The following is a 25,823-nucleotide window of genomic DNA, read 5'->3' on the forward strand; positions in this document are numbered from 1 at the left end:
TTGCTGTAACCTTTTGCAGGGATGCGAGGTATTATAAGCAGAACACGGATCAAGAACATGTCTTTGTACAGAAGGAATGGAACTAAAAGCAGCAGAGAGGTGAGAAAGTGAAAATAAAATATGCTAGATATATTTGTACGGCAGCAGCAGTCATGCTGATAACAGGATGTTCTGCCGGCGGCAGCACCGGAAATGACAGCACAAAGAAAAACGGCGCAGTCATGGAAACCAAGAAACTCGCAGAAAAGACGAAAGAGAAATATGTACAGGACGAGAAATATGAATATACAGAGCCTATAAAAGATGTAGGACGGGATGAGAAGCTGACGCTGCAAATGGGATTTGACATTAAAGGCGGAGAGTTTACAGAGTATACACAGATTGTAAATGTGTATAAAGATGCGCAGCTTACGCAGGCTGTCGGCTCCCATTTTGAGTGGGATGAGGAAACCCAGGTGCTGTCTGTCACACCGCCCAGATGGGAGACGGCGGGTATCGCCAGTATAGATCTGGGAGAAGAAGATCCAGGGTATCATCCGTCAGACGGCACATTGTTTGACAAGGGAGAATTAAATGACTGGGGCAATCTTCCTCAATATTATATGGTGCAGTATGTGGACTGCGAGACGGGAGAAGCGCTTGCCAAACCGAAGGTGACTGTTTTTAAAGTAAAGCATGAGGTGGAGAAGGCGCCGAAAGTTAATCTGACAATAAGTGAGGATGGAAAGCCTGTATTTACATGGAAACCTATAAAAGGGGCGGAGCGATATTATGTGATGTCTCTGGTCTATAATGAAGACAGCGGTTTCTCCGGGAGCGGTCTGGTGCGGGCAAGTACAGACGAAACAGAGTGGACACCGGAGTCTAACGGACAGTTTGTTACGTATGCGGTGTCTGAGGCAGACAGAAGCGAGCAATATTATATAGAAGAATATGGAGAGGGAACAGAAGCTATTCCGAGAAATTCGGAATACGATACGTATTACTGTGTGATCGCAGCGTCAGAGGATGGGACATCGGCGATCAGCAATACATTTGATGTGAAGGATATAGCCAGGAAAGTTCCTTATACCGAAGAAGTGGGAATGAGTCTGTCGGAGGAAGGTTCCAACTATACAGAAGGTTTTGAAGAAATGCCTGCGTATAAATGGGTCACGATGTGTGACGGGACACTGGTGCAAAAACTGGTGAATTATGATTTTGATAAAGCTAAGCAAAAGACAGAGACCTGGGGAGAATATGAGAAGGCAGATATGTCGGATCTAAGGCTGGTGGAAGTAGATATCGTAGAAATACCGTATACCATAGACGGTACGGATTTTACAGGCACAGTGGTTGTGGAAAATTACGACCCGGACACATGGGAAGAGGATTTGGAGGAAATACATAAACGGCAGGAAAAATTACGCGGCAAAGGCGGAGCTATTGATATTGAAATGACAGAGGAACAAGAGGAAGCGAAAGAGGACACAGAGCAAGTACAGGTTACGGAATATCCTGTCACGGCAAACAGCGCTTTGAGCGAGTACCTTGCCGTAAATATGATGAGCGGCAATATGGCGATCGATTTGTCTGAATTTCCGGAGAGCTCGGATCAGGAATATTTACTGGATGCCTGGGAGGAAGCTGTTTATCAGAATCCAATGGTGTTAGGCGTACAAAGCGCTTCAATCTCTGCGGACGGAAAAACATTGTCTGTGCAGTATGATATAGATACAGACGAGATTAGTCAAAAGCAGGAGAAAATTGCCGCTGAGGTCCAGAATGTCATAAAAGAGATCATTACAGAAGATATGACAGAATTGGAGAAAGAGCTGGCAATCAACCAATATCTGTGCGACACGGCAGAATATGATATGGATGCTCTGGAAAATGCAGAAGAAAATAATTTCGTCGGGGTGGATGAAAAATTTAACGATGCATTTACGCCATATGGTGTACTTTTAAACAAAAAAGGTGTATGCTCTAGTTATGCAGGCGCATTTAAACTTCTTGCGGATGCGGCAGGGTTGGAGAGTATCATAGTGACAGGAAATCTAGACGGCGATCTTCCGCATGCCTGGAATAAAGTAAAGATCGAGGGGCAGTGGCAGATTGTAGACAGTACGAATAATGATAATGAACTGATTTTCAATGCATTGTTGAATCTTCCGGATAATGCGGCGAAAAAAGTGCTGGTAGAAGATACACGATATGCATTGGATAGCAAAGTAAAAGAGTATGAGGCTTCTACCGATGAAAATGAATATTATCATATAGAAGAAAAATTTTATGGACAGGAAGAGATCGTGACCCCGGTAACAGAAGCATTAGAAGAAGAGGGGAGTGCAGTTTTCAGGACGGATTATAACCTTAATGACGAGGAATTTATGGAAATTGCTGAACAGGTTATCACCCAATATGGAAGCAGTGATGTAAGCGGCACATATTGGATGGGAGTGATATATTTAACTAACTAATAGGTAATTGCGAAACAAGTCCGCAATCCTGATTAAAAACAGGCAAAGGATCCTGTCATGCAGGATTCTTGAGATAGGAAGTGAAAATCGTTCATTTCTTGGCACAACAAATAAACCTCATGGGCTTATGAAGTTGGTAAGTCCTATGCTATGAGTGGTTTTAAACTTCGTATATATTGATGCTGGTGAATTTTATCAGCAACCATGACAGTTATTAACTGAGAAATTCCTGCAAGCAACAAATCTGCATGTAGTGTTTTCTCATTTTGGGTTTTACGACCGGCAATACAGAAACTGTCTTTAAAATGGTTGATTGATTTTTCAACGTTTACACGGATTTTGTAGGTCTCATCCCATTCTACGGAACCACGTTCCACACCGGGATAGGCACGCAGATTCTTTTCGGGGTAAATGTAAATCATTCTTCCACAGGAAGATGTGGTACAGGGGTTCTCACAGTGGCAGACACGGCGTTTCGTTTTGGTTTCGCGGTTGTATTCCCATTTCATTTTAGGGCATACAAACTTCATGCTGGGAAGTTTGCTTCTCAGATGAGATTTACTCCCTTCCCGTTTCATTGGAAGTGTGGAATCATGCGGACAGCAAGGAACACCATTTTCGTTGAAGGTGTAGCCATGTTCTTCCATTGATAGTTTTGTCCGGAGTGGAATCAATGCTTTTTCAAAGCCAAGATCATCCAAAAGGGCTTTGTAGATTTCAATGGTATCAAAAGCGGCATCGCCTAGAAAAGTTTTAGGGTTGATCAAAGGATGCTTCTGAAAGAAATCAATCAAAACAGGGAGCAGCGCCTTAGAGTCCGCAAGTGATTTATCTTCATCTGGCGAATCGGATTTCTTTTCAACAATGATATCAGGATGAGCATTTAGGAAATCTTTATTGTAGAAGGTAATATCGCGAACAATACCAAGACCATTCGTGACAATACCAAACTTATAGGCATAGCAGAAATGTCCGTTGATATACATCTGTTGGATAGCCGGGTTAGCAGCAGCGTGTGTGGGCATTGAGCCGTAAGCAGCTTTGTAAGGATCAAAGTTGTGAGCCTTTGCAAAGGCCTTTAACTGTTTTATGATACGGTTCGCGTATTTCGGATTATTTTCTGTCACCCATGCCTCAATTCCAGAAGTATCAAAGATGCTCATGGAAGCAAGGTTAGAATCAATACGTTGGCAGATCGGTTCAGTGATATCAACTAAGTGATCAAACATCGATTGTAAGTCCATAAGAAAGTCCTGTTTAAAACGGGTGAATTTTGAGGCATCAGGAACAACACGGAAGCCACAAAAATCCCGTAGTTCCTGAGAATATTTTAAAAATATGATCAGAAGAGTATCGGTCGGGATTGAGAAAATGCGCTGAATAAGGAGAGCCTTGATTATAGGATAAAGCTGATGCTTGCGAGGTCTTCCTGTAGAAGCGTGAAAATGAGTAACAAAAGAAACAGGAACAATTTCATCAAGATTAATGGTTTGGTCAAGTAGAGAAAGAAACTGATATTTGTCATTATCGAATTTATTTTGGCAATTTTCAAAAACTTCTGCCAAAGTGAGCTGCTTATATGTTATCATATAGGTACATCTCCTTTCGGGTGGTTGGTTTATAGTTTCTAGGCAACTCTATTTTACCACAATCCGTTGAGGAGATGTTTTGTTTTATAAAAGTTAAAATGCCGTATTTATGCGGCTTGTGGCGTTTCGCAAACGCCTAAACTAACTAAAAGGAAAAGGAGAAAAATCTATGAAGAAGTATGGGAAACGAGTAGCAGCGACGGGTATGGTCGCAGTAATGACAGCAACGCTGTTGTCCGGCTGTGGAACAAAGGCGACGCCGGAAAATTTATTTAAGGATATGTCCGAGAATATGAAGGACATCAAATCCGCACTTTGCAGCATGAATGTGGAAGCATCCTTAACAGACGGAACAGATACTATGGGAATAGGTATGGAACTGGATGTAGAGGCTACGAAGAAACCGGAAGCGGCACATATTGAAGGGGATATTTCTATAGATTTTAGTGGATCCAGTATGAGTACGCAGATGGAAGCGTATTCGATCAAGGAAGATGATACATATGTATCATACAGCATGATCGAAGATGAGTGGTCTAAGGAAGAAATGGACGAAAGCGAAATCGATGTGCTCAGCGAGAACATGTTTGGCGGTTTTGAAGATATGGCAGATGATTTTGAATTATCAGAAGATCTGACAGATGTAGAAGGGGAAGAATGTTTTGAACTTAAAGGAGAGATCAAAGGAGAAAGTTTAAACGGACTGTTCGATGAAGAGATGATGAGCTCATTCGGTTTAGACGGAGTCATGGATGAAGACGCTTTAGAAGATGTGACGATCCCATGTACGGTAGAAGTCTACAAAGAATCTATCCTCCCGGCAAGAGTGAACATAGACATGAAGGAAGTTATGGAATCTATGATGGGAGAAACCGGAGAAGATGTAGAAGTATCCGATTTCTATATAGAAATGACTTATGTAGAATATGATAAGGTAAAAGAGATTAAAGTTCCAGATGAGGCGAAAGAGGCAGTTTCCGGGGATGCGGCAGACGACTTTGACATGGACGAGGATGAAGGTACAGATAAAAAAGCAACGCCTGCGAAACAGAGCGGTAAACTGGGAGACAGTTGGGACAGCTATACAGTACAGATCAATGATACGGTGCTGACACTTCCTTGTGAGATGTCGGAACTTGAAGCGTTAGGTCTGACATTGGATACGAGCTACACACCGGCTAATTATATGGTCAATACAGGAGAGTATGAACTTGCCTATTTCATGGATGAAAATGGAAACCAGATCATGGTAGATGCTCTCAATACATCCGGTTCTGCGCTGGAATTAAAAGACTGCTTGGTTGGCGGGATTTCTGTAGATGATTATGGCTTGGAAAATGGCGGTATGACAGTGATCTTCCCGGGCGGAATCCAGATCGGCTCTACAGTAGAAGAAGTGACAGCAGCGTATGGTGCATGTGAAGATGTCTATGAAGGAGACTATATGGATATGTACAGCTGGTATGCAGAAGACAGTTACTATAACGGATGCGAGATTGATTTTGAGGCAGAGACAGGACTGGTTATGAGTATGTATATGGATCATCATGAATAGAAAAAGAGTTTAAGTAGATTTTTGAAAGAAACTTTTGAAAGAAACTTGAAAAAAAGGCTTGCAAAAGAGAAACATATATGCTAATATAAAAAACGGTCACTGCGGAAGCAGTGATTGTTTTGAGGCTCCGTGGTCAAGCGGTTAAGACATCGCCCTTTCACGGCGGTAACACGGGTTCGATTCCCGTCGGAGTCATTGATCGCATGTAAAAGGATGTAGACATCCTAAAGCAGCGGTTTTATGATAAGGCGCAGTAGCCAAGCGGTAAGGCGTGGGTCTGCAACACCCTGATTCACCGGTTCAAATCCGGTCTGCGCCTCTTAAAAGACCTGAAAACCTTGTGTTTTCAGGTTTTTTATTTTAGGTGCAGCCGGATGGTGTACGAAAGCAAAAAATGCTTCTTTTTGACTAGGTTTAAAATTCCCTACAGAGATCTAAGGCCGAGTGCCGTAAGGTTTCTATAGGGATTTTTTGCGTTTTTGTCCTCTGTAATACGGTTGAAAAAATTATAAAAAGCACAAAAAAATAGAGCAGATAAACAGTAATAATGTACTACAAAAAATACATAAAAACAGTTGAATATTATATAAGATTACCATATAATAATTTTTAATTGATAATTTTTTAACTATAATGTATGAAAATAAGGAGGGATCCCAATGTTAGACCAAAGCTATTATGACAAGACGGATGAGATTATTGCGGAACATGGCGCCGAACAGGCATCTCTCATTCCTATTATCCAGGATATCCAGGCAGAGTATCGTTATCTTCCGCCGGAACTCTTAGATTATGTGGCGGGAAAGCTTGGAATCAATGAAGCGAAAGCGTATAGTGTGGCTACATTTTATGAAAACTTTTCTTTTGAGCCAAAAGGGAAATATATCATTAAAGTCTGTGATGGGACAGCCTGCCATGTGCGTAAATCCATCCCTATTTTGGAACGTCTGTACAGTGAATTGGGTTTATCCAGTGAGAAAGCGACCACAGATGATATGATGTTTACTCTGGAGACAGTCTCCTGCCTTGGCGCCTGCGGGCTGGCACCTGTGCTGACTGTTAATGACAAAGTATACCCGGCTATGACTCCGGATGCCGCGGCAGAGCTGATTCATGAATTGAGAGGAGCATAAGCGTATGGAAAGAATAGAAAACAGAGAAATACTGGAGCAGATACGCCAGACTTCAAAGGCACAGATGGAAAACAGTAAGTGTAGAATCCTGATCTGCGCGGGGACAGGATGTTTAGCTGGAGGTTCCGGCAAAATTTATGAAAGAATGTGTGAATTAGTGAAGGATAATCCGGATGTAGAAGTACATTTTGGACCGGAAATCGCACATGGTGACGGCGAGATTGCTGTAAAAAAGAGCGGATGCCATGGTTTTTGTGAGATGGGACCGCTTATGAGGATCGAGCCTCAGGGGATCCTGTATACAAAAGTGCAGCTGGAAGACTGTGAGGAGATCTTCCACAGGACGATCGAAAGAGGGGATCCTATACGTCATCTTTTGTTTAAACAGGACGGGATCGAATATAAACGGCAGGAAGATATCCCTTTTTATAAGAAACAGACAAGAAACGTATTGAAAAACTGCGGACATATCGATGCAGAGCATATTCAGGAATATCTTTCTACAGGCGGCTATAAGGCTTTGGAAAAAGCGTTGTTTGAGATGACACCGGAGGAAGTGATACAGGAAATTTCAGATTCCAGTCTCCGGGGACGGGGAGGCGGTGGCTTTCCGACCGGATATAAATGGTCTCAGGTGGCAAGGCAAAAAGAAAAGACACGCTATGTTGTCTGCAACGGAGATGAAGGAGATCCGGGCGCTTTTATGGACAGAAGCATCATGGAAGGCGATCCGCATAAAATGATCGAAGGCATGATGATCGGCGCTTACGCGGTTGGGGCAAAGGAAGGGTATATCTATGTACGCGCGGAGTATCCTCTTGCGATCAGCCGTCTGAAGCTTGCGATCAGCCAGGCGGAGGAGTGTGGTTTATTAGGAGACAATATCCTGGGGACCGATTTTAGTTTTCGTCTACATATCAATCGTGGGGCAGGAGCTTTTGTCTGTGGGGAAGGAAGCGCCTTGACGGCTTCTATTGAAGGAAATCGAGGAATGCCTCGTGTAAAGCCGCCTCGGACAGTAGAACAAGGGCTATTTGGCAAACCGACAGTTCTGAACAATGTGGAAACCTTTGCGAATGTACCGATGATCATATTAGAAGGGGCAGATTGGTTTAAACGTATAGGACCGGAGAATAGTCCGGGGACAAAGGCATTTGCCCTGACAGGAAGCGTAAAACATACGGGATTGATCGAAGTGCCTATGGGAACAACACTGCGGGAAGTTATTTATGATATAGGCGGTGGAATAAAAGGGGACGGAGAATTTAAGGCAGTACAGATCGGCGGTCCCTCCGGCGGCTGTCTGATCACACCGCATCTGGATGTGCATCTGGATTTTGATTCTCTGAAAAAAATGGGGGCTATGATCGGTTCTGGCGGACTTGTTGTCATGGATGATCATACATGTATGGTAGAAGTAGCGCGATTCTTTATGAATTTTACACAGAACGAAAGCTGCGGCAAATGTGTGCCGTGCCGGGAAGGTACAAAGCGTATGCTGGAGATATTGGAAAGGATCGTAGCAGGAAACGGAAAAGTCGAAGATCTAGATCTTTTAGAAGAATTGGCGACAACGATCACGGATACAGCTTTATGCGGCCTTGGAAAGAGCGCGGCGCTTCCGGTTATGAGCACATTAAAATTGTTCCGTGAGGAATACATGGAGCATGTGGTGGAGAAAAAATGTGTTTCTCATACCTGTACGGCGATGCGCAGATTTATCATCAGTCCTGAACGCTGCAAGGGATGCTCCAAGTGTGCCAGAAACTGTCCTGTGGGCGCTATCAGCGGCAGGATAAAAGAACCATATGTAATCGACAACGAGAAATGTATTAAATGTGGCGCATGCGAGAGTGCGTGTGCGTTTGGCGCAATACATATTGAAGGCTAGGAGGACACGGACATGAGTTATATGATGATCAATAATAGAAGAGTAGAATTTACGAATGAAAAAAATGTTCTCTCCGTTATCCGGAAATCAGGGATCGACCTTCCGACTTTTTGCTATCATTCAGAACTTTCTACGTATGGCGCCTGCCGTATGTGTGTGGTGGAGGATGACAGAGGGAAAATATTCGCGTCCTGTTCAGAAACGCCGCGGGATGGAATGGTGATCTATACGAATACACCGAGGCTGCAGCATCATAGAAAAATGATCATTGAGCTGCTGCTTGCCTCTCACTGCCGGGATTGTACGACTTGTGCGAAAAACGGAGTCTGTACTTTGCAGAAGCTGTCCAGACAGTTGGGGATCATGGATGTACGGTTTGAAAATAATAAAAAACAGCTTCCTAAAGATACGTCCTCGGCATGTGTCATCCGTGATCCGAATAAATGTATTTTATGCGGAGACTGTGTGAGGACCTGTGAAGAAATCCAGGGACTGGGAATTTTAGATTTTGCATTTCGTGGTTCCAAGATGCAGGTAACGCCAGCGTTTAATAAGAATCTGTCTGAGACGGACTGTGTAGGATGCGGCCAGTGTCGTGCGGTCTGTCCGACGGGAGCGATCAGTATCAAACAAGATGTAGAACCGGTGTGGAAGATACTGGCAGATAAAAATGTACGTGTCGTGGCACAGATCGCGCCGGCAGTGCGTGTGGCAGTCGGAGATAAATTTGGAATCAAAAAAGGTGAAAATACATTGGGACGTCTTGTTGCCGCTCTGCGCAGGATCGGATTTGACGAGGTGTATGACACGAATTTTGGCGCCGATCTGACGGTCATGGAGGAATCGAAGGAATTAGTAGAACGCCTGGAATCCGGCGATGATCTGCCGTTGTTTACCTCTTGCTGTCCTGCATGGGTAAAATTCTGCGAGAAGAAATATCCTGAATTTAGGAAAAATATTTCTTCCTGCCGTTCTCCGCAGGAGATGTTCGGCGCTTTGCTCAAGGAAGAAGCCAAGATGAAAGCAGAGCAGGATCCAAGAAAGACCATGGTGGTATCCATCATGCCTTGCACAGCGAAAAAAGCAGAGATCACCAGACCGGAACACTTTACAGACGGTGTACAGAATGTAGATTATGTACTGACGACTACGGAAATTACGAGAATGATACAGGCAGCGGGGATCGATCTCGCACAGGTGAAACCAGAGGCATTGGATATGCCGTTCGGGCTTGCGTCCGGCGCAGGCGCGATCTTTGGAGTGACCGGCGGTGTGACAGAAGCTGTGTTAAGACGTCTGGTGAACAGCAACCGTGCGGAAGATTTAGAAGCAATCAGCTTTACCGGAGTCCGCGGGGCGGAGGGTATCAAAGAAGCGACAGTGCAGTTGGGCGGCAGAGAGGTGCATATAGCGGTCGTGAATGGCCTGCAGTGTGCTTCAGAAGTTCTGGATAAGATGAAAGCCGGTGAAGTGCAGTATGACTTTGTAGAAGTCATGGCATGCAAGAGAGGCTGTATCGCTGGAGGCGGACAGCCCGTGCCGATCGGACCGAGGACGAAGAAGGCGAGAATGGAAGGCATGTATAAGATCGACAGTACGGCGCAGATCAAATTGTCTAATGAAAATCCGATCGTAGCAACCGTGTATGAAGGAATTTTGAAAGGGAAAGAACACAAATTGCTGCATAACGAGATGCAGCAATAGAAGCAAAAATATGGAAGTATATACAGCCTAGTGAAAGAATACCGCTGCCGCTTTGATCAGGTAAGCGGTATCTTTTATGCCGGATGTTTCGTACGGGGAATGCATGGCAAGCTGCGGCAGTCCGATGTCCACGGTATTTAACGCTACTTGGGTATTGGAAATATTGCCCAGTGTGGAACCTCCTGCCATGTCGGAACGGTTGACAAAAGTCTGTACAGGAACGTCGGCTTCCCGGCAGATATCTTTAAACATGGCAGAGGAGATTCCGTCTGTACAGTATTTTTGGTTCGCATTATATTTGATGACAATGCCTTCATTTAAATAAGGGCGGTTTGTCGGGTCTGCCTTATCCATATGATTTGGATGCACGGCATGTGCATTGTCAGCGGAGATCATAAAACTCTTAGCAAGCTGTATAAGGTAGTCTTCCCGGGTAAACCCAAGAGAACTATTGATCCGGGTTAGGGTGTCATAGAGAAAGGTAGAAGCCGCGCCTTGTTTCGTCTGACTTCCTACTTCCTCGTTGTCCAGTACACAGTGGACAGCGAGGGAGTTTTCTTTTTTCCCCTGTAGAAATCCTTTAAGAGAAGCAAAGGCGCACTGCAGATCGTCTAAGCGTCCGGCAGAGATAAATTCATTGTCTGCGCCCCAGATCGTTCCTTCCTGTCGATTATATAAGAAAAGGTCGTGTCCCAAGATTTCAGCTGGGGTGACACCGGCGGCATCGGCGATCTGTTGAAAAAACGTGCCTTTTGCAGTGACTGTGCCATAGAGAGGGAGGAGATCTTTTTGTATATTATATTTGTAGCCGTCATTGGCCGTGCGGTCCATGTGAATGGCAAGGTTAGGAATCAGGACCAGGTCTCTGTCTATATTGACGAGGCGGGAGAGAAATACGCCGTTTTTTTTGACGACCACTCTGCCTGCCACAGAAAGTGGACGGTCAAACCAGGGAGCACAGAGCATGCCTCCATAGCGTTCTACATTTAATTTTACATATCTGTCTTCTGTGAGAATCTCTGGATTTTCCTTTATTTTAAAAGAAGGAGAATCACTGTGGCTTGTCATGATGCGATAGCCGTCTATTTCTCTTTCTGGAATGGAAAAGGCGATCAGGGAAGATTCATTTCTTGTGACGAGATAGCGTCCGCCCTTTTTCAAATCCCATTTTTGTGTCTCTTTTAATTCTTGGTATCCTTCCTGAAAGAGCATTTCCTTCATTGTAAAAACAGCATGAAAACTGGTAGGGCTTTTAGATAAAAATTTAAGAAGTTCTTCGGCAGTCTTCTGATACATGTTGCTGACCTCCTGATTCAGATATTTTGATGAGATATACATTTATCTTAGGCTTGCCTCCCAATCGCTGTCAAGCCCTATGGAAGTGTAAGTATATCTTTTCTGTACAACCGGATCCCTACAAGCATGGTCAGGAATTCCGCTGCCGGAAAAGCGATCCAGATGCCATTGCTTCCACATATAAGCGGGAGCAGATAAACAAAGGCGACGACTAGGATACATCCTCGCAGCAGGCACAGGGCAAGAGAATGTGCAGCCTTTGCCACAGACTGGAAATAACAGATAAAGACCATATTGACGCCTAAAAAGAGAAAACCGATGAAATAGATCCGTATGGCAGGCGCCGCCAGGGCAAGGATTTCTTCTGTGGGGCTTAAGAAAATATAGGTAAACAGATTGGGAGCGAGAAGCCCGGGAAGGAGAGGCAGCATACAGACGAGCAGGGAAGTCCATATGGAGAGAGACTGGATCTTTAAGATCCGGTCGGTAAGTCCTGCTCCGTGATTGCTGGACAGAATCGGCTGTGCCGCCTGCTCTACGCCTTTATACAGACAGGTGACGACGATGGCTGTGTTACTGATAATCCCATATACACTGACGCCTGTATTTCCCAGATAATGCAGGAGCTGCCAGTTGAAAATAAAGATGGTAAAACCGGAGGCAATCTCGATGACAAAACTGGTGAAACCATTGGCGAGCACTTTTCCAAGAAAAACAAGAGAAAAAGCCCGCGGTGTAAATTTCAGTTGGTTTTTTCTTGAGAAAAAATGGGTGCACAGTATGAGCACAGTCAGAGAAGATCCGATGACTGTGGCAAGAGCTGCGCCCTTCATTCCCATGTCAAGCGGAAAGACAAAGAGATAGTCTAAAAGTATATTGGTGATCCCGCCGGAGATGACTGCGTTCATGGCGAGTTTTGGAGCGCCGTCGTTGCGCACAAATGTCTGCAGGAAGGAAGAAAAAAAGAATACTCCCATTCCCCATATAATATAAGGGATGTAGTCCATGATATAGGGAAACGTCTCTTCTGTAGCGCCAAGCAGCCAGGCGATGTCTTCCATAAAAATAGAACAGAAGACCAGGGAGAGGATCCACAGGATAAATGTAAAGAGCAAAGCAGTGCTAAAAAAGGCGTCTCCTTCTTCTTTTTTGCCTTTCCCACGGGAAATAGACATCAGAACAGAACCGCCCACACCGCAGAGCAATCCCATGCCGAAGAAAATATTGTAAACCGGGAGCGCGATATTCAAAGCGGCAAGTCCGACCGCTCCCAGTCGTTGTCCTATGATAATCGTGTCTGCCAGCACATAGATAGAGGTTACCATGGTTCCGCAGATGGATGGGAACAAATAATAGAGAAATACCTGACGTACCGGTTTTGTAATAAATTCATTTGTATGCATACAGCAAATCCTCCTGCCTGGAATGTCTGATCTAGGTGTGACCGTTTCTGACGGTAAAGATTTATATTTGTCTTGTCAAAAAGTAATGATACTAAGAATACCATAGAAAAATTCTTATCTCAAGTATATTTTTTCATCTTATTTTAATCTAAAGAGGCTAGAATAAGCGTGTTGAAACTGGTGTGCGAAGGCATACTTGTCAGGTAAAGAGAAACTAGAGTATACTGGAAAAAGAGGTGATACAGATGCGGATATTGATAGCAGAGGATGAGAGAGATTTAAACCAGCTCCTGGCTTCCCGTTTAAAAGAAGAGCACTACAGCGTAGATGCTTGTTTTGATGGGGAGGAAGCGCTGGATTATATTGCGGGGGCGGAATATGACGCGCTTATACTGGATATTATGATGCCAAAGAAAGACGGCCTGTCTGTCTTGAAGCAATTGCGAAAGAAAAATAAAAGTGTGCCGGTACTTTTGCTTACCGCAAAGGATAGTATAGAAGATAGGGTGAAAGGTCTGGATGCCGGAGCCAATGACTATTTGGTGAAACCGTTTGCGTTTGAAGAACTACTGGCCAGGATTCGTGTACTGCTGCGCAGACCGGAAAAGTCAGAAGACTCCTGCTACAGAGTCGGAGGATTGGAAGTACATGTCGATACCCATCAGGTTCTAAGAGACGGAAAGGAAATCTCTTTATCGGGCAAAGAGTTTTCCTTGTTAAGATATATGATTCAGAATAAAGGGATTGTCCTGTCCAGAGAAAAGTTAGAACAGCATCTTTGGAATTATGATTATGCAGGCAGTTCCAATGTGATAGACGTATATATCCGGTATCTGCGCAAAAAGATAGATGAAGGATTTGAAAAAAAGCTGATCCACACGGTGCGCGGCGCGGGTTATACATTGAAGGAGAAAGAATGAAGAGACTGTCATTGAAAGTAAAACTGACCATTGTATATACATTTTTCACCATTCTGGTGACCTGTACTGCTTTAGGGATCTTGATTTCCATAAGCAGCAGAGAGGTCCTTACTTCTGCGCAGAATCAGTTAGAGAGACGGGTACAGGAAAGCGTGGAAGATATTGAATTGGAAGATGGAATACTGGAAGCAGATTCGGATCTTTATTCGGCAGAAAATGGAATCTATCTTTCCGTATATAAAAGGGACGGTTATTTCTTGTTTGGTAAAATTCCGTATGGTTTTGATGGGCAGCCCGAATTTTCTGACGGAGAAGTGCGTAAAATACGACAAAAAGATAAGGAATGGTATGTATATGACTTGTCTTACCGTCTGGAAGAAGAAACAGAAATTATGATCAGAGGTGTCACTTCGGTCAGTGACGCGGAAGAAAGCTTTCGTATCACAATGCGGCTTGCCTTTATCATCTTACCGGTTCTGGTCATAGTGGAAGCATTCATAGGGTATCGATTTACAAGGCGGACGCTGCTTCCGGTCAAGAAGATTACAGAAACCGTACAGGGAATACAGGCGGATGCGGATTTGTCCAGAAGAGTAGAATTGACGGAAGAACAGACTTGCTGCAGAGATGAGATTTATTCTCTGGCATATACGTTTGACCAGATGCTTGGACAGTTGGAGGAGGTATTCCAAAGAGAAAAGCAGTTCACGTCTGATGTCTCTCATGAGCTGCGTACTCCTGTCAGCGTCATTCTGGCACAATGTGAGACCTGTCTGGCAGATGAAGAAATGTCCGGGAAACAGAGAGAACAGATACAGCTGATAGAGAGAAAAGCACGCCAGATGGCAGGAATGATCTCGAATCTTCTCTTGTTGTCTCGTATAGATGAAGGCAGACAAACGATTCAGAAAGAAAGGATCAATATCAGTGAACTCACGGAGATGACAGTAGAAGAACAGCAGATGCTGGCACAGGAAAAAGGGAAAGATATAACCTTTTATACGGACATTGCTCCGCATATCTATATGGAAGCAGATGAAAGTTTCTACATTCGCCTGCTGGTGAATTTACTTTCAAATGCAGTGTATTACAGCAAAGAAAAGGGATGGGTAAAAGTATCTTTGAAAGAGAGAGGTGGAGAGATCATCGGAACTGTAGAGGATAACGGGATCGGAATAGCTGCGGAAGCTCTGCCTCATATATGGGAACGGTTCTACCGGGCGGATGTATCCCGGACAGACAGCAGCCATTCTGGTCTGGGTCTGTCTATGGTAAAGTGGATCGTGCAGGCACACGGCGGACGAATAGAAGTCAAGAGTGAAAAGGATAAAGGAAGCAGCTTCATCTTTTGTTTTCCTGCTTGAATCAGAAAGCTTTCTTTTGCCTGTGATGCCTTTATAGATATTTTTATAAGATAATTAGAAATGTTTTTTGGTCTTAGCTATAAAAAATTTAATAAAGATAGAGTAAAAGCAAAAAATATTGTAAATATAGCAGTGCAATTTAATCTTTTTTTAATCTTTCCGGGGTATACTGCTATCAAGATAAAGAAAAAGCAGAAAAAAGAAAAGGAGAAATGCAATATGATAAAAAAATATATGGCAGCAGCTATGGTTTCGATAACAATTTTAGGAATGCTTACAGGATGTGGCTTGGGAGGCGGCAGAGATATTGGAAAAGAAGAGGCGCTGGATGTTGCGTTGGCAGATGCCGGCGTCAAGGAGGAAGATACGACCAGATTAAGAGTATCAACAGACAGAGATGACGGAAGAAAAATATATGAGATACAGTTTGATGTAAATGGAAAGGAATACGATTATGAGATCGATGCAAGAGATGGGGACATTGTGAGCGTGGATACGGAAACGATACAAACGATACCGTATAATAAAGAAGGTGGTTCAGCCGAAGGAACGTCAGACCAGGCGGGAAGCGAAGGTCAGTCTGGACAGACAGATAATGCCGGTGGATCTGGAGAGAACGGAAATGCAGAAAACGGCGGCAATGCAGGGCAGGCATCCGGCAGTTATTCTGCCAATGTGGATATAAGCCAGGAACAGGCAATCCAGATTGCTTTAGAACGTGTGTCTGGAGCAACAGAAGCAGATGTTCGGATTGAACTGGATTATGACGATGGAAAGTACAAATACGAAGGAGATATTATCCACGAGCAAAGAGAGTATGAATTCGAGATTGATGCAAATACGGGGACGATCTTAGAGTGGAGTGAAGAAAGACGATAGAGAAGTAGGGAAGTGGTTCAGTTATGTACAAAGAAGACACATGACCGAACCACTTTTTATGATAGAAAAAATTATAGAAAAACAAAGTCAGAAATTTGACGAAAAGCAAAAATTGCGGTATAATTTAAAAGCTGTATGAATAGTATATGCAGTATAAACAATCTATTCAATCTATTCAAGGCGCAGTAGCCAAGCGGTAAGGCGTGGGTCTGCAACACCCTGATTCACCGGTTCAAATCCGGTCTGCGCCTCTTTTGTTGCAGTAAAGTAAGAGTATCTCTTTAGATGTGCATCTATAGAAAGAGTTTTATGTTTTTCTTAAACACAGTCTGATAATCTGTTCTGTACAGATTCTTCTGTTTTATCCAGTTGCCGGATTATTTTTATTAGCACAGGCGTCAGATGACGCTGTCTGTATCTTCCTCCATACCCACGGAAAGAAATAAATACTTCTGTTTGGAATTCAGTAGCAGCGCGAAGTCGATTTTTTTAAACAGAAACATAAACTTAAGCGGCCAGGCAGGCGAGGTTTGCCAGATAAGGTATATTTCTTTCTTGCATGACTGGATTGTCTTTGGAATATAGTATATAATAAAAAACTCTGAGATGATTTGAAAAGTAACGGCAGCAGTGAGTTTGTATACCGGTGGGGTGTAAGAGATATATGGACGAAAAGAACAGGGAAAAACTGAAATTCTGGCTGGAAGCAGGACTTGCCTTGCTGTTGGTCCTGACACTTGGTTTGGCAGGAGCGCGCGGAGTTTTTACAAAGGATGCGCAAGGGAAGTCCGCTAGTATTGAAGCAAAAGAAGAGAATGGACAGGGAGCAGAAGACGAAGAAGGAGCGGGAAAAGAGCAGAAAGAGAAGAAGGAGACAGCCGAAGAGGTGATCGCAGACGGGCAATATCCGATCATGGGAGAGAGTACGGTCACGGTAAAGCAGATGGTGTCCTTTTTTGAGCAGTCAGGCGAAGAATATCCGACAGAGGCGCTTGGCAAAGGGGGAGCACAAAGTATAGAAGCTTTTTGCCAGATGTATTATGAGGAAGCTTCTGCAGAAGGCGTGCGTCCGGAGGTGGCATTTGTACAGACCATGAAGGAGACAGGATGGCTTCAGTATGGAGGAGACGCTTCTATAGAACAGTTTAATTTTGCGGGGATCGGGACAACGGGGGGCGGTGTGCCGGGGAACTCCTATCCGGATGTAAGGACAGGAATACGCGCTCAGATACAGCATTTGAAAGCGTACGCTACGGCAGACGCACTGGCACAGGCATGTGTAGACGATCGGTATGAATATGTAAAGAAGGGCTCGGCGCCTTATGTGGAATGGCTTGGGCAGAAAGAAAATCCGGAAGGAGCAGGATGGGCAACCGGAGAAAATTACGGGTATGATATTGTAGATATGATCAATAAAATGAAAAATATGGAAAACTGATTTTGGGGAAATTTTAAAGATTCGAAATTCTAAAGATTATCTAAAAATCTTGACAAATCAGCCCCGGAAAGATATGATAGGCATTAGTTAATTATTATTTAACAATTTGTTAAAATATAAAGGTATTGAGGAAGAGGAGTACGGTATTACTTCCAGACAGAGAGAACTGCCCGGAGGCTGGAAGGCAGTTTTGGAAAAAAGGATAGCGGAAAGTAGCTTCTGAACTGGATTTCTGAAAAGAACTATGCAGCAACATGAAAATCTATATAGCAGTATAACATATAGAAGAAACAGTAGGAAATCACGTGACAGTCTGCGTTACAGGACTAAGAGAGTATGGATGTACAAAGGAGATTCATATGAATTAAGGTGGTACCGCGGAACTTTTCGCCCTTTACGATATGTAAAGGGCTTTTCTTATTTTTAAATGTGAAATTTATGTGAAGGAATGAGAGGAGCATAAGGAGGAAGTCATGAGCAGAGAATTGGCAAAAACTTATAACCCAAAAGAGATTGAGGAAAAGCTGTATGAAAGATGGTGTGAGAATAAATACTTTCATGCAGAGGCAGACAGGAGCAGAAAACCGTTTACAACTGTAATGCCGCCCCCGAATATTACAGGTAAACTTCATATGGGGCATGCGTTGGACAACACACTGCAGGACATTTTGATCAGATACAAAAGGATGGAAGGGTATAATGCGCTCTGGATACCGGGAACAGACCATGCGGCGATCTCTACAGAAGTAAAGGTGACGAACCAGTTAAAAGAAGAAGGGATCGATAAGAAAGAACTAGGCAGGGAAGGTTTTTTAGAGAGGACCTGGCAGTGGAAAGAAGAATATGCGGGGACGATCGAGAATCAGCTGAAGAAGCTGGGAATCTCCTGCGATTGGGACAGAGAACGTTTTACAATGGACGAAGGCTGCTCTAAGGCGGTAGAAGAGGTATTTATCAGTCTGTATGAAAAAGGATATATTTATAAAGGCTCCAGAATTATTAACTGGTGTCCGAAATGCAAGACTTCTCTTTCGGATGCAGAAGTAGAGCATGAGGAGCAGGAAGGCCACTTCTGGCATATTAAATATCCGATCGTAGGGACAGAACGTTTCCTGGAGATCGCTACCACCCGACCGGAAACGATGCTAGGTGATACAGCGATCGCGGTACACCCGGATGACGAGAGATATAAAGATATAGTAGGAAAGAAAGTTCTGCTGCCGCTTGTAAATAAAGAGATACCGATCGTGGCAGACTACTATGTAGATAAAGAGTTCGGAACAGGAGCTGTGAAGATCACACCGGCTCATGACCCGAATGATTTTGAAGTCGGCAAGCGCCACGGTCTGGAAGAGATCAACATTATGAATGATGACGCCACGATCAATGAAAAGGGCGGGAAATATGCCGGCATGGAACGTTATGAAGCGCGAAAAGCGATTGTAAAGGATCTAAAAGAGCAGGGGTATCTTGTAAAGATCGAACCTCATTCTCATAATGTAGGGACACATGACCGCTGTGGCACAACCGTGGAACCACTTATCAAACAGCAGTGGTTTGTAAAGATGGACGAATTGGCAAAACCTGCGATAGACGCATTGAAGAACGGGGAGTTGAAATTTGTTCCGGAACGTTTTGACAAAATCTATCTGCATTGGTTGGAAAATATCAAAGATTGGTGTATTTCCAGACAAATCTGGTGGGGACACAGAATCCCGGCATATTATTGTGATGACTGCGGAGAATTTGTAGTGGCAAGAGAAATGCCGGAGAAATGTCCGCATTGTGGATGTACACACTTTACACAGGATGAAGACACGCTGGATACATGGTTTTCTTCCGCGTTATGGCCGTTTTCTACTCTTGGCTGGCCGGATAAAACAGAGGATCTGGATTATTTCTATCCGACAGATGTGCTGGTGACTGGTTATGACATTATCTTTTTCTGGGTGATCCGTATGGTATTTTCAGGGTATGCTCATACTGGAAAATCTCCGTTCCACACGGTACTGATCCATGGACTTGTCAGAGATTCCCAGGGGAGAAAGATGAGTAAATCCCTTGGCAATGGAATCGATCCGCTGGAGATCATCGATCAATACGGCGCTGACGCACTGCGTCTGACATTGGTTACGGGGAATGCGCCCGGAAACGATATGCGTTTCTATACAGAGAGAGTAGAGGCGAGCAGAAACTTTGCGAATAAAGTATGGAATGCATCTCGGTTTATCTTGATGAATATAGAAAATGAAAATCTGAAAAAACCAGAGGAGTCTGCTCTTACGCTGGCAGATAAATGGATATTGTCCTCTGTCAATACCCTGGCAAAAGACGTGACAGAGAATATGGATAAATTTGAGTTGGGGATCGCAGTACAGAAAGTCTATGATTTCATCTGGGATGAATTCTGCGACTGGTATATCGAGATGGCGAAGTTCCGCATCTATCATAAAGAAGAAGATCCGGAAGCTGCGAACGCGGCACTTTGGACACTGAAGACGGTCCTGGGACAGGCGCTGAAGATGCTGCATCCGTTCATGCCGTTTGTGACAGAGGAGATCTATGAGGCACTCGTGCCGGAAGAAGAATCTCTGATGATGTCTTCTTGGCCGGTTTATACAGAGGAGAGAGTTTACAGAGAAGCAGAGCGTGTTGTCGGGCATATGAAGGAGATCGTGCGGGGGATCAGAAATATCCGCGCGGAGATGAACGTAGAGAACAGCAGAAAGACAAAAGTATATATTGTCACAGAAGATGCGAAGCTGCAAGAAGGCTTTGGATCCCTTACAGATGCGGTAAAACCGCTTATGAACGCAGCGGAGATATTTATAGCAGGAGAAAAACCGGCTCTTTCTGACGATGCCGTTTCGGTCGTTGTGCCGGACGCAGTCACGTATTTACCATTGGAAGATCTGGTGGACTTTGAGCAGGAGAGAGAACGTCTGGAAAAAGAAGAAGAAAAGCTGAAAAAAGAAATTAAAAGAGCCCAAGGCATGCTTTCAAATGAAAAATTTGTAAACAAGGCGCCTCAGGCGAAGGTAGAAGAAGAGCGTAAGAAACTGGAAAAATACACACAGATGCTTACCCAGGTACAGGAGAGAATGGCAGGATTAAAGAAGTAGAGAAAAGAGGTCATACATGAAACGCATTCAAATCAAGAAGCCGGATGTGAAAGGATTTTTTGAAAAAATCAAAAGTCTGAAAAAAGAAGATATAAAAAGGCACTGGAAAGAACGCAGAGAACGGCGGCAGAAAATACTGGAGGAACGCAGAAACGGTAAATTCGCAAAGAAAATGCAGCCGGTTTATAAAATGATGGATAGATTTTCCCTGCCGCTCCACTATGTGCTGGCATGTATTTTGAACTTTTTTATCGAAGTTATATCCAGGCACTCGTTTTTTGAGGCGTGGGAATACTTCACGGGTTCACCGAAGGTATTCTTTTTCAATGCGTTTCTGATATTTGCTACCTTTTCTATTGTATATCTGGTCAGAAGGCGTCTGTTTGCCCGGATACTTTTAAGTGTATTCTGGCTGTTTCTGGGGACCTGCAATGGATATTTGCTTTTAAAAAGAGTGACGCCGTTTAATGCACAGGATCTTAAAGTGCTGTCCGACGCACTGTCATTGACGGGAAATTATTTTAATACATTTGAGCTGATTCTTTTGATCGTGGGGATTGGGGCGGTCGTGCTCTGGATTATTTCCATGTGGAGGAGAGGCGGCCAGTATACGGGGAAGATGCATCGTCTATTAGCTCTAGTAGGCGTTGTATTTTGGCTTGGCGCCTATGTGCTTCTGACGAATCTCGCGATCGATAAAAGAGTGGTTTCTAATTATTTTGGCAATATTGCTTTTGCCTATGAGGATTATGGATTTCCTTATTGCTTCACGGCAAGTATTTTTAACACGGGTATTTCAAAACCCTCCGGTTATAGTGAAGAAAACATGCAAAAGATCAGTGAGCATGGAGAGATTACAAAGAGTGAGACTGGCAGAAGTGAGGAACAACTGCCGAATATTTTGTTTGTGCAGCTGGAATCTTTCTTTGATCCCACAGAAGTAGAGTGGCTGCAGTTTTCAGAAGATCCTATCCCCAATTTAAGAAAAATGTTTAGTGAATATTCCAGTGGATATTTTAAAGCGCCGTCGGTGGGAGCTGGAACAGCAAATACAGAATTTGAAGTACTCACAGGAATGAGCATGCGTTTCTTTGGACCGGGAGAATATCCATATAAGACGTACGCAAAGACAAAGACATTGGAGAGTGCTGCCACGGCTCTGACAGATCTTGGATATGGGGCGGAGGCGCTGCATAATAACGGCGGTAATTTCTACAGTCGCGCGCAGGTGTTCAACCATATGGGATTTGATCATTTTACGAGCAAGGAATTTATGAATATACTGCAGACGACTCCAAACGGATGGGCGACAGACGATATTCTTGTGCCCAATATCATGGAGTCCATGGATACGACAGAGGGGCAGGATTTTGTCTTTACGATCAGTGTGCAGGGACATGGAGAATATCCGACAGAGAAAAAGATCGAGGATCCGGAGATCGTCGTCAGCGGTGTGGAAGATGAAGGCGAACGCAATGCTTGGGAGTACTATGTAAATATGGTGTATGAGATGGATGCGTTTGCGGGCGAACTCATTCAGGCAATAGAAGAACGAGATGAGCCTACTGTAGTGGTCTTCTATGGAGATCATCTGCCGACTATGGGACTGGAGGCAAAAGATTTAAAAGGCAAATATCTGTACAATACAAATTATGTCATTTGGGATAACATCGGGCTGGAGAAGCAAGACATGAATCTGGCGGCATATCAGATCATGGCAGAGGTGTTCGAACGTCTGGATATCCATTCCGGCACTGTGTTTAATTACCATCAGGAGAGACGACAGACGAAAAATTATTTGGCAGATCTGGAACTTTTGCAGTATGACTTGCTTTACGGAGAACAATATGTATATGAAGACAGCGGCTGTCCGATCACAGAAGGGCATATGGTAATGGGCGTCAAAGATGCGTCGATCACAGAGATCGTGGAGCAGCTGGACGGAACGTACAGTATATATGGAGAGAACTTTACAAAACAAAGTAAGATTTATATCAATGATGAAAAGCAAGACGGTATTTTCCTGAATAATACAAGAATCGACCTAAAAGACTCTGAACTAGAAGATGGTGATATTATCAAAGTAGATCAAGTCGGCTCCAGCAATACGATTTTTAGGGAATCGGCAGAATATAAATATCAGGATGGAAAACTTACAGAACTTCCGAAAGCAGAGGATGCTGTAGAGACAGGAAGAAATGCGTTTGTAGATAAGGAAACGGAATAGATACAATGACATATGAGGAAGCAATAGGGTATATTTTAGACATACCGAAATTTACAAAGAAAAATACACTGCTGCATACAGAACAATTTCTTGCGGAACTGGGTGACCCACAGGAAAAGATGAAAGTGATCCATGTGGCTGGGACAAACGGAAAAGGATCTGTATGTGCTTATGTAAACGCTATGCTTCTAAGCGAGGGAAAAACAGTGGGTCTGTTCACCTCTCCACATCTTATAAAGATGAACGAGAGGATCGTGATAAACGGCTGCGAAATAACAGATGAGGAATTTGCGGCAGTTTTTGAAGAAGTATTAAGAACGGTCAGACAGATGGAAGAAAAAGGGGCGCCCCATCCGACATTTTTCGAATTTTTGTTTGGAATGGCGGCTCTTGCCTTTGCCAAAGCAGGCGTCGAGTATGCGGTCACAGAGACAGGGCTTGGAGGCAGACTGGATGCGACGAATGTAGTAAAACATCCAGTTTTGACAGTGCTTACTTCTATTGGCATGGATCATATGGAATATCTGGGGAATACATTGGGACAGATCGCGGCGGAAAAGGCGGGGATCATAAAACCAGGTGTTCCGGTCTTTTTTGCGGAAGGAAAGACAGAAAGCAATATAGTTATTGAAAAACATGCGAAAAAAATGGGCTGTCCATGTAAAAAAATAGGGAAAAGTGCGTACGAAATTCTTGCAATTACAGGGAAATATATTGCTTTTTCCTGTTCAAATGCGTATTATGGAAATACCACATGGAATCTTGGAAATATCGGGATTTATCAGGTGGAGAATGCTATGCTTGCGTTGGAGGCTATGCGCTTTTTGTTTGGCGCCGAAGGGCATCCTGACAGGTGGAGGAAGGCACTTGCTGCGCTGCGCCGTGCAGGCAGGATGGAGGAAATCTTTCCGGACTTTTATATTGATGGGGCACATAACACAAGCGCAGTAGAAGGTTTCGCGGCAAGTGTGCCCAAAACAGAGAAGAAGATCATTTTGTTTTCTGCCGTACAGGAGAAAGCGTATGAAGAAATGATACATATCCTCTGCGCAGAAGTGCCGTCTGATTTCTATATGGTAACAGCGATCAATAACACACGGGCAGTCCGTCCGGAGGTACTAAGGGATATTTTTAGGAAATATACGGACAGGCCGGTCATTATGAAGGAGACGATCGAGGAAGCGATTTCTTATTTAAGAGTACACCGCAAAGGACATACCGTCTATTGTCTGGGCTCACTTTATCTGGCCGGTGAGATAAAAGCGTTGATGCAGGAGGTCTAAGTGTATGTTGGATTATGAAGAAGAACTAAAGAAATTCAAGCCAAGTCTGGAAGTCGAAGATATTGAAGGGGCTGTCTACCAGGAGGATCTGTCGGACATGACGGACCTTTTAAGAGAAGTGATGGATCAGACGAAGTAAAGAAAGATTATGGTGAGTATAAATGGATTATACGAAGAAGATCATATATCAGTCGAATTACTGGTATAATGACGGTCTCAAGAAAGCACAGATACGGGATATGTCCGGCGCTGTTGTTTCTCTGCGCAGAAGTCTGCAGTATAACAGGGGGAATATCGCGGCGCGCAATCTTTTAGGTCTTGTGTATTATGGAAGGGGAGAAGTAGCAGAAGGGCTGGTAGAGTGGATTATCAGCAAGAATTTAAAGCCCCATGATAATATAGCCAATTATTTTATCAATAAGGTACAAAATTCGGCCAGCAGGCTGGAGACGATCAACCAGGCGGTGAAAAAATATAATCAGTGTCTGGCATATTGCGCGCAAAACGGAGAGGATCTGGCAGTGATCCAGCTTAAAAAGGTGATCCTTGATCATCCTTCTTTTTTAAAGGCGTATCAGTTGCTTGCGCTGCTTTATCTGCATACAGAGCAGTATGCGAAGGCGAGGCAGATACTGAAAACAGCACGGAAGCTGGATACAACGAACGAGATGACACTGCGGTACATCCATGAGCTGATGACAGTGAAAGGCAAAAAGAGCAGAAAAAAAGAAAAAAGCAAAAAAGGAGAAGCAGTCGAGTATCATCTGGGAAATGAAACGATCATACAGCCCAAAAATTCAGCCGTCAGGGAATTGGCAGGACATTTTACGGTTATGAACATATTAGTAGGAGCGGCGATCGGAGCAGCGATCGTGTGGTTTTTGGTCGCACCTGCAGTAAATCAATCGAAAACTGCTGCGCATAATAAGGAGATACTGGAATACAGTGAGAAGATCCATTCGCTGGAATCTCAGGCGAGCGCGCTGCAGAAAACATTAGACAATTATAGGATCTCCGGAGAAAATGCAGAAAAGGACGTCCAGACAGCTGAACAGACAAAGGAAAGCTATGAAAATCTGCTGGCAGCATCTTCACAGTATGATTCCGGCAGTTATTCAGAGGATGTGATCGCAGATACGCTGATCAATGTGAACAGGGATGTTTTAGGAGAAGGCGCCCAGGCGAGGTTCGATGAAATGACGGGAAATATATATCCGACAGCGTGCGATATCAAATACAGCGCGGGAAATGAATCTCTGGAAGTCGCTAATTACGAGAATGCGGTCACACAGTTGAGTGCAGTCGTAAAAATGAATGAATCCTATGATGACGGGGGAGCGCTTTTGAATCTGGGGCTTGCTTATATGGGAAACGGTGATAATGACAATGCGATCCTCTATCTGAAGCGTCTGATCGAATTGTTCCCGGATACAGAGAAAGCGGCGCAGGCGCAGACGAATCTGGATACGATTTCCAGTCAGCAGGCGTCTGAAAACCAAAATACAGAAGAATAGATACATGTAACAAAAGTACGAAAGAGAAAGATGTGCAGCAAGGCAT

At 43.9% G+C, this 25,823-nt stretch carries 16 protein-coding genes, 3 tRNA genes, 1 pseudogene and 1 other annotated feature; of the genes and pseudogenes, 17 read left to right on the forward strand and 3 right to left on the reverse strand.

Translation table 11 applies throughout. From position 1 onward, the window contains the following. Nucleotides 1–107 precede the first annotated feature (107 nt). Nucleotides 108–2,459, forward strand: a complete 2,352-nt coding sequence (locus WKT01_RS04910) for a transglutaminase domain-containing protein (RefSeq protein ID WP_340311556.1) — start codon at nucleotides 108–110, stop codon at nucleotides 2,457–2,459. Nucleotides 2,460–2,673: 214 nt separating this feature from the next. On the opposite strand, the pseudogene WKT01_RS04915 reads toward WKT01_RS04910, so the two are convergent. Continuing rightward, nucleotides 2,674–4,048, reverse strand: a pseudogene (locus WKT01_RS04915) (transposase). 169 nt (nucleotides 4,049–4,217) lie between these two features. On the opposite strand from WKT01_RS04915, the gene WKT01_RS04920 reads away from it, so the two are divergent. From WKT01_RS04920 to WKT01_RS04945, 6 genes are all read left to right on the forward strand, one after another. After that, nucleotides 4,218–5,603, forward strand: coding sequence for a DUF6612 family protein (locus tag WKT01_RS04920; RefSeq protein WP_117974581.1), 1,386 nt, complete (start codon nucleotides 4,218–4,220; stop codon nucleotides 5,601–5,603). A gap of 123 nt (nucleotides 5,604–5,726) precedes the next feature. Next, nucleotides 5,727–5,798 (forward strand) — tRNA-Glu (locus tag WKT01_RS04925). A 52-nt stretch (nucleotides 5,799–5,850) separates the two neighbouring features. Then, nucleotides 5,851–5,922: transfer RNA gene (locus WKT01_RS04930), tRNA-Cys, on the forward strand. Between the two features lie 340 nt (nucleotides 5,923–6,262). Then, the gene (locus tag WKT01_RS04935; RefSeq protein ID WP_059067238.1) at nucleotides 6,263–6,736 is read left to right on the forward strand and encodes a complex I 24 kDa subunit family protein; all 474 of its coding nucleotides are present in this window, start codon (nucleotides 6,263–6,265) and stop codon (nucleotides 6,734–6,736) included. Between the two features lie 4 nt (nucleotides 6,737–6,740). After that, nucleotides 6,741–8,627: an NADH-quinone oxidoreductase subunit NuoF gene (nuoF, locus tag WKT01_RS04940; protein ID WP_059067240.1), complete on the forward strand. Its 1,887-nt coding sequence runs from the start codon at nucleotides 6,741–6,743 to the stop codon at nucleotides 8,625–8,627. 12 nt (nucleotides 8,628–8,639) lie between these two features. Further along, the gene (locus WKT01_RS04945) at nucleotides 8,640–10,331 is read left to right on the forward strand and encodes a [FeFe] hydrogenase, group A (protein ID WP_117974577.1); all 1,692 of its coding nucleotides are present in this window, start codon (nucleotides 8,640–8,642) and stop codon (nucleotides 10,329–10,331) included. 27 nt (nucleotides 10,332–10,358) lie between these two features. Here WKT01_RS04945 and WKT01_RS04950 read toward each other — a convergent pair whose 3' ends face one another. Continuing rightward, entirely contained in the window at nucleotides 10,359–11,627 is a 1,269-nt protein-coding gene (locus tag WKT01_RS04950) for a M18 family aminopeptidase (protein ID WP_059067244.1), read from the reverse strand. Between the two features lie 77 nt (nucleotides 11,628–11,704). Continuing rightward, on the reverse strand, nucleotides 11,705–13,030 hold the full coding sequence (locus tag WKT01_RS04955; protein ID WP_059067247.1) for an MATE family efflux transporter: 1,326 nt from the start codon (nucleotides 13,028–13,030) through the stop codon (nucleotides 11,705–11,707). Between the two features lie 245 nt (nucleotides 13,031–13,275). Here WKT01_RS04955 and WKT01_RS04960 point away from each other — a divergent pair, with 245 nt between their 5' ends. The 10 genes from WKT01_RS04960 (at nucleotide 13,276) to WKT01_RS05005 (ending at nucleotide 25,777) form a co-directional block, all read left to right on the forward strand. Further along, complete coding sequence (locus tag WKT01_RS04960; RefSeq protein ID WP_340311557.1) at nucleotides 13,276–13,950, forward strand: response regulator transcription factor; 675 nt, start codon at nucleotides 13,276–13,278, stop codon at nucleotides 13,948–13,950. Beyond that, nucleotides 13,947–15,314, forward strand: coding sequence for a sensor histidine kinase (locus WKT01_RS04965; protein WP_059067251.1), 1,368 nt, complete (start codon nucleotides 13,947–13,949; stop codon nucleotides 15,312–15,314). Before WKT01_RS04960 ends, WKT01_RS04965 begins: the two co-directional genes overlap by 4 nt. Nucleotides 15,315–15,533: 219 nt before the next feature. Then, complete coding sequence (locus tag WKT01_RS04970) at nucleotides 15,534–16,193, forward strand: PepSY domain-containing protein (RefSeq protein WP_340311558.1); 660 nt, start codon at nucleotides 15,534–15,536, stop codon at nucleotides 16,191–16,193. Nucleotides 16,194–16,372: 179 nt separating this feature from the next. After that, nucleotides 16,373–16,444, forward strand: a tRNA-Cys gene (locus WKT01_RS04975). Between the two features lie 413 nt (nucleotides 16,445–16,857). Beyond that, nucleotides 16,858–17,631: a glucosaminidase domain-containing protein gene (locus WKT01_RS04980; RefSeq protein WP_117974571.1), complete on the forward strand. Its 774-nt coding sequence runs from the start codon at nucleotides 16,858–16,860 to the stop codon at nucleotides 17,629–17,631. 116 nt (nucleotides 17,632–17,747) lie between these two features. Continuing rightward, nucleotides 17,748–18,029 (forward strand) — a binding site (T-box leader). Between the two features lie 75 nt (nucleotides 18,030–18,104). Continuing rightward, the gene (locus WKT01_RS04985) at nucleotides 18,105–20,753 is read left to right on the forward strand and encodes a valine--tRNA ligase (RefSeq protein WP_059067256.1); all 2,649 of its coding nucleotides are present in this window, start codon (nucleotides 18,105–18,107) and stop codon (nucleotides 20,751–20,753) included. A 16-nt stretch (nucleotides 20,754–20,769) separates the two neighbouring features. Beyond that, entirely contained in the window at nucleotides 20,770–22,980 is a 2,211-nt protein-coding gene (locus WKT01_RS04990; protein WP_117974569.1) for an LTA synthase family protein, read from the forward strand. Between the two features lie 5 nt (nucleotides 22,981–22,985). Then, nucleotides 22,986–24,263, forward strand: a complete 1,278-nt coding sequence (locus tag WKT01_RS04995; protein WP_059067260.1) for a bifunctional folylpolyglutamate synthase/dihydrofolate synthase — start codon at nucleotides 22,986–22,988, stop codon at nucleotides 24,261–24,263. A gap of 4 nt (nucleotides 24,264–24,267) precedes the next feature. Next, complete coding sequence (locus WKT01_RS05000; RefSeq protein WP_267303972.1) at nucleotides 24,268–24,402, forward strand: hypothetical protein; 135 nt, start codon at nucleotides 24,268–24,270, stop codon at nucleotides 24,400–24,402. 22 nt (nucleotides 24,403–24,424) lie between these two features. Next, nucleotides 24,425–25,777, forward strand: a complete 1,353-nt coding sequence (locus WKT01_RS05005) for a tetratricopeptide repeat protein (RefSeq protein WP_340311559.1) — start codon at nucleotides 24,425–24,427, stop codon at nucleotides 25,775–25,777. The last annotated feature ends 46 nt before the right edge of the window (nucleotides 25,778–25,823 follow it).

The sequence above is a fragment of the Mediterraneibacter sp. ICN-202921 genome, from assembly GCF_037890075.1.
Taxonomy (GTDB): Bacteria; Bacillota; Clostridia; order Lachnospirales; family Lachnospiraceae; genus Mediterraneibacter; species Mediterraneibacter massiliensis.

Bases quoted from the DNA above. Each gene is read 5' to 3' on its own strand.
- WKT01_RS04970 (WP_340311558.1), top strand. From the start codon at position 15,534: ATGATAAAAAAATATATGGCAGCAGCTATGGTTTCGATAACAATTTTA.
- WKT01_RS04980 (WP_117974571.1), top strand. From the start codon at position 16,858: ATGGACGAAAAGAACAGGGAAAAACTGAAATTCTGGCTGGAAGCAGGA.
- WKT01_RS05005 (WP_340311559.1), top strand. From the start codon at position 24,425: ATGGATTATACGAAGAAGATCATATATCAGTCGAATTACTGGTATAAT.
- WKT01_RS04990 (WP_117974569.1), top strand. From the start codon at position 20,770: ATGAAACGCATTCAAATCAAGAAGCCGGATGTGAAAGGATTTTTTGAA.
- WKT01_RS04950 (WP_059067244.1), bottom strand. From the start codon at position 11,627: ATGTATCAGAAGACTGCCGAAGAACTTCTTAAATTTTTATCTAAAAGC.
- WKT01_RS04935 (WP_059067238.1), top strand. From the start codon at position 6,263: ATGTTAGACCAAAGCTATTATGACAAGACGGATGAGATTATTGCGGAA.
- WKT01_RS04995 (WP_059067260.1), top strand. From the start codon at position 22,986: ATGACATATGAGGAAGCAATAGGGTATATTTTAGACATACCGAAATTT.
- WKT01_RS04965 (WP_059067251.1), top strand. From the start codon at position 13,947: ATGAAGAGACTGTCATTGAAAGTAAAACTGACCATTGTATATACATTT.
- WKT01_RS04920 (WP_117974581.1), top strand. From the start codon at position 4,218: ATGAAGAAGTATGGGAAACGAGTAGCAGCGACGGGTATGGTCGCAGTA.
- WKT01_RS04955 (WP_059067247.1), bottom strand. From the start codon at position 13,030: ATGCATACAAATGAATTTATTACAAAACCGGTACGTCAGGTATTTCTC.
- WKT01_RS04985 (WP_059067256.1), top strand. From the start codon at position 18,105: ATGAGCAGAGAATTGGCAAAAACTTATAACCCAAAAGAGATTGAGGAA.
- WKT01_RS04945 (WP_117974577.1), top strand. From the start codon at position 8,640: ATGAGTTATATGATGATCAATAATAGAAGAGTAGAATTTACGAATGAA.
- WKT01_RS04960 (WP_340311557.1), top strand. From the start codon at position 13,276: ATGCGGATATTGATAGCAGAGGATGAGAGAGATTTAAACCAGCTCCTG.
- nuoF (WP_059067240.1), top strand. From the start codon at position 6,741: ATGGAAAGAATAGAAAACAGAGAAATACTGGAGCAGATACGCCAGACT.
- WKT01_RS05000 (WP_267303972.1), top strand. From the start codon at position 24,268: ATGTTGGATTATGAAGAAGAACTAAAGAAATTCAAGCCAAGTCTGGAA.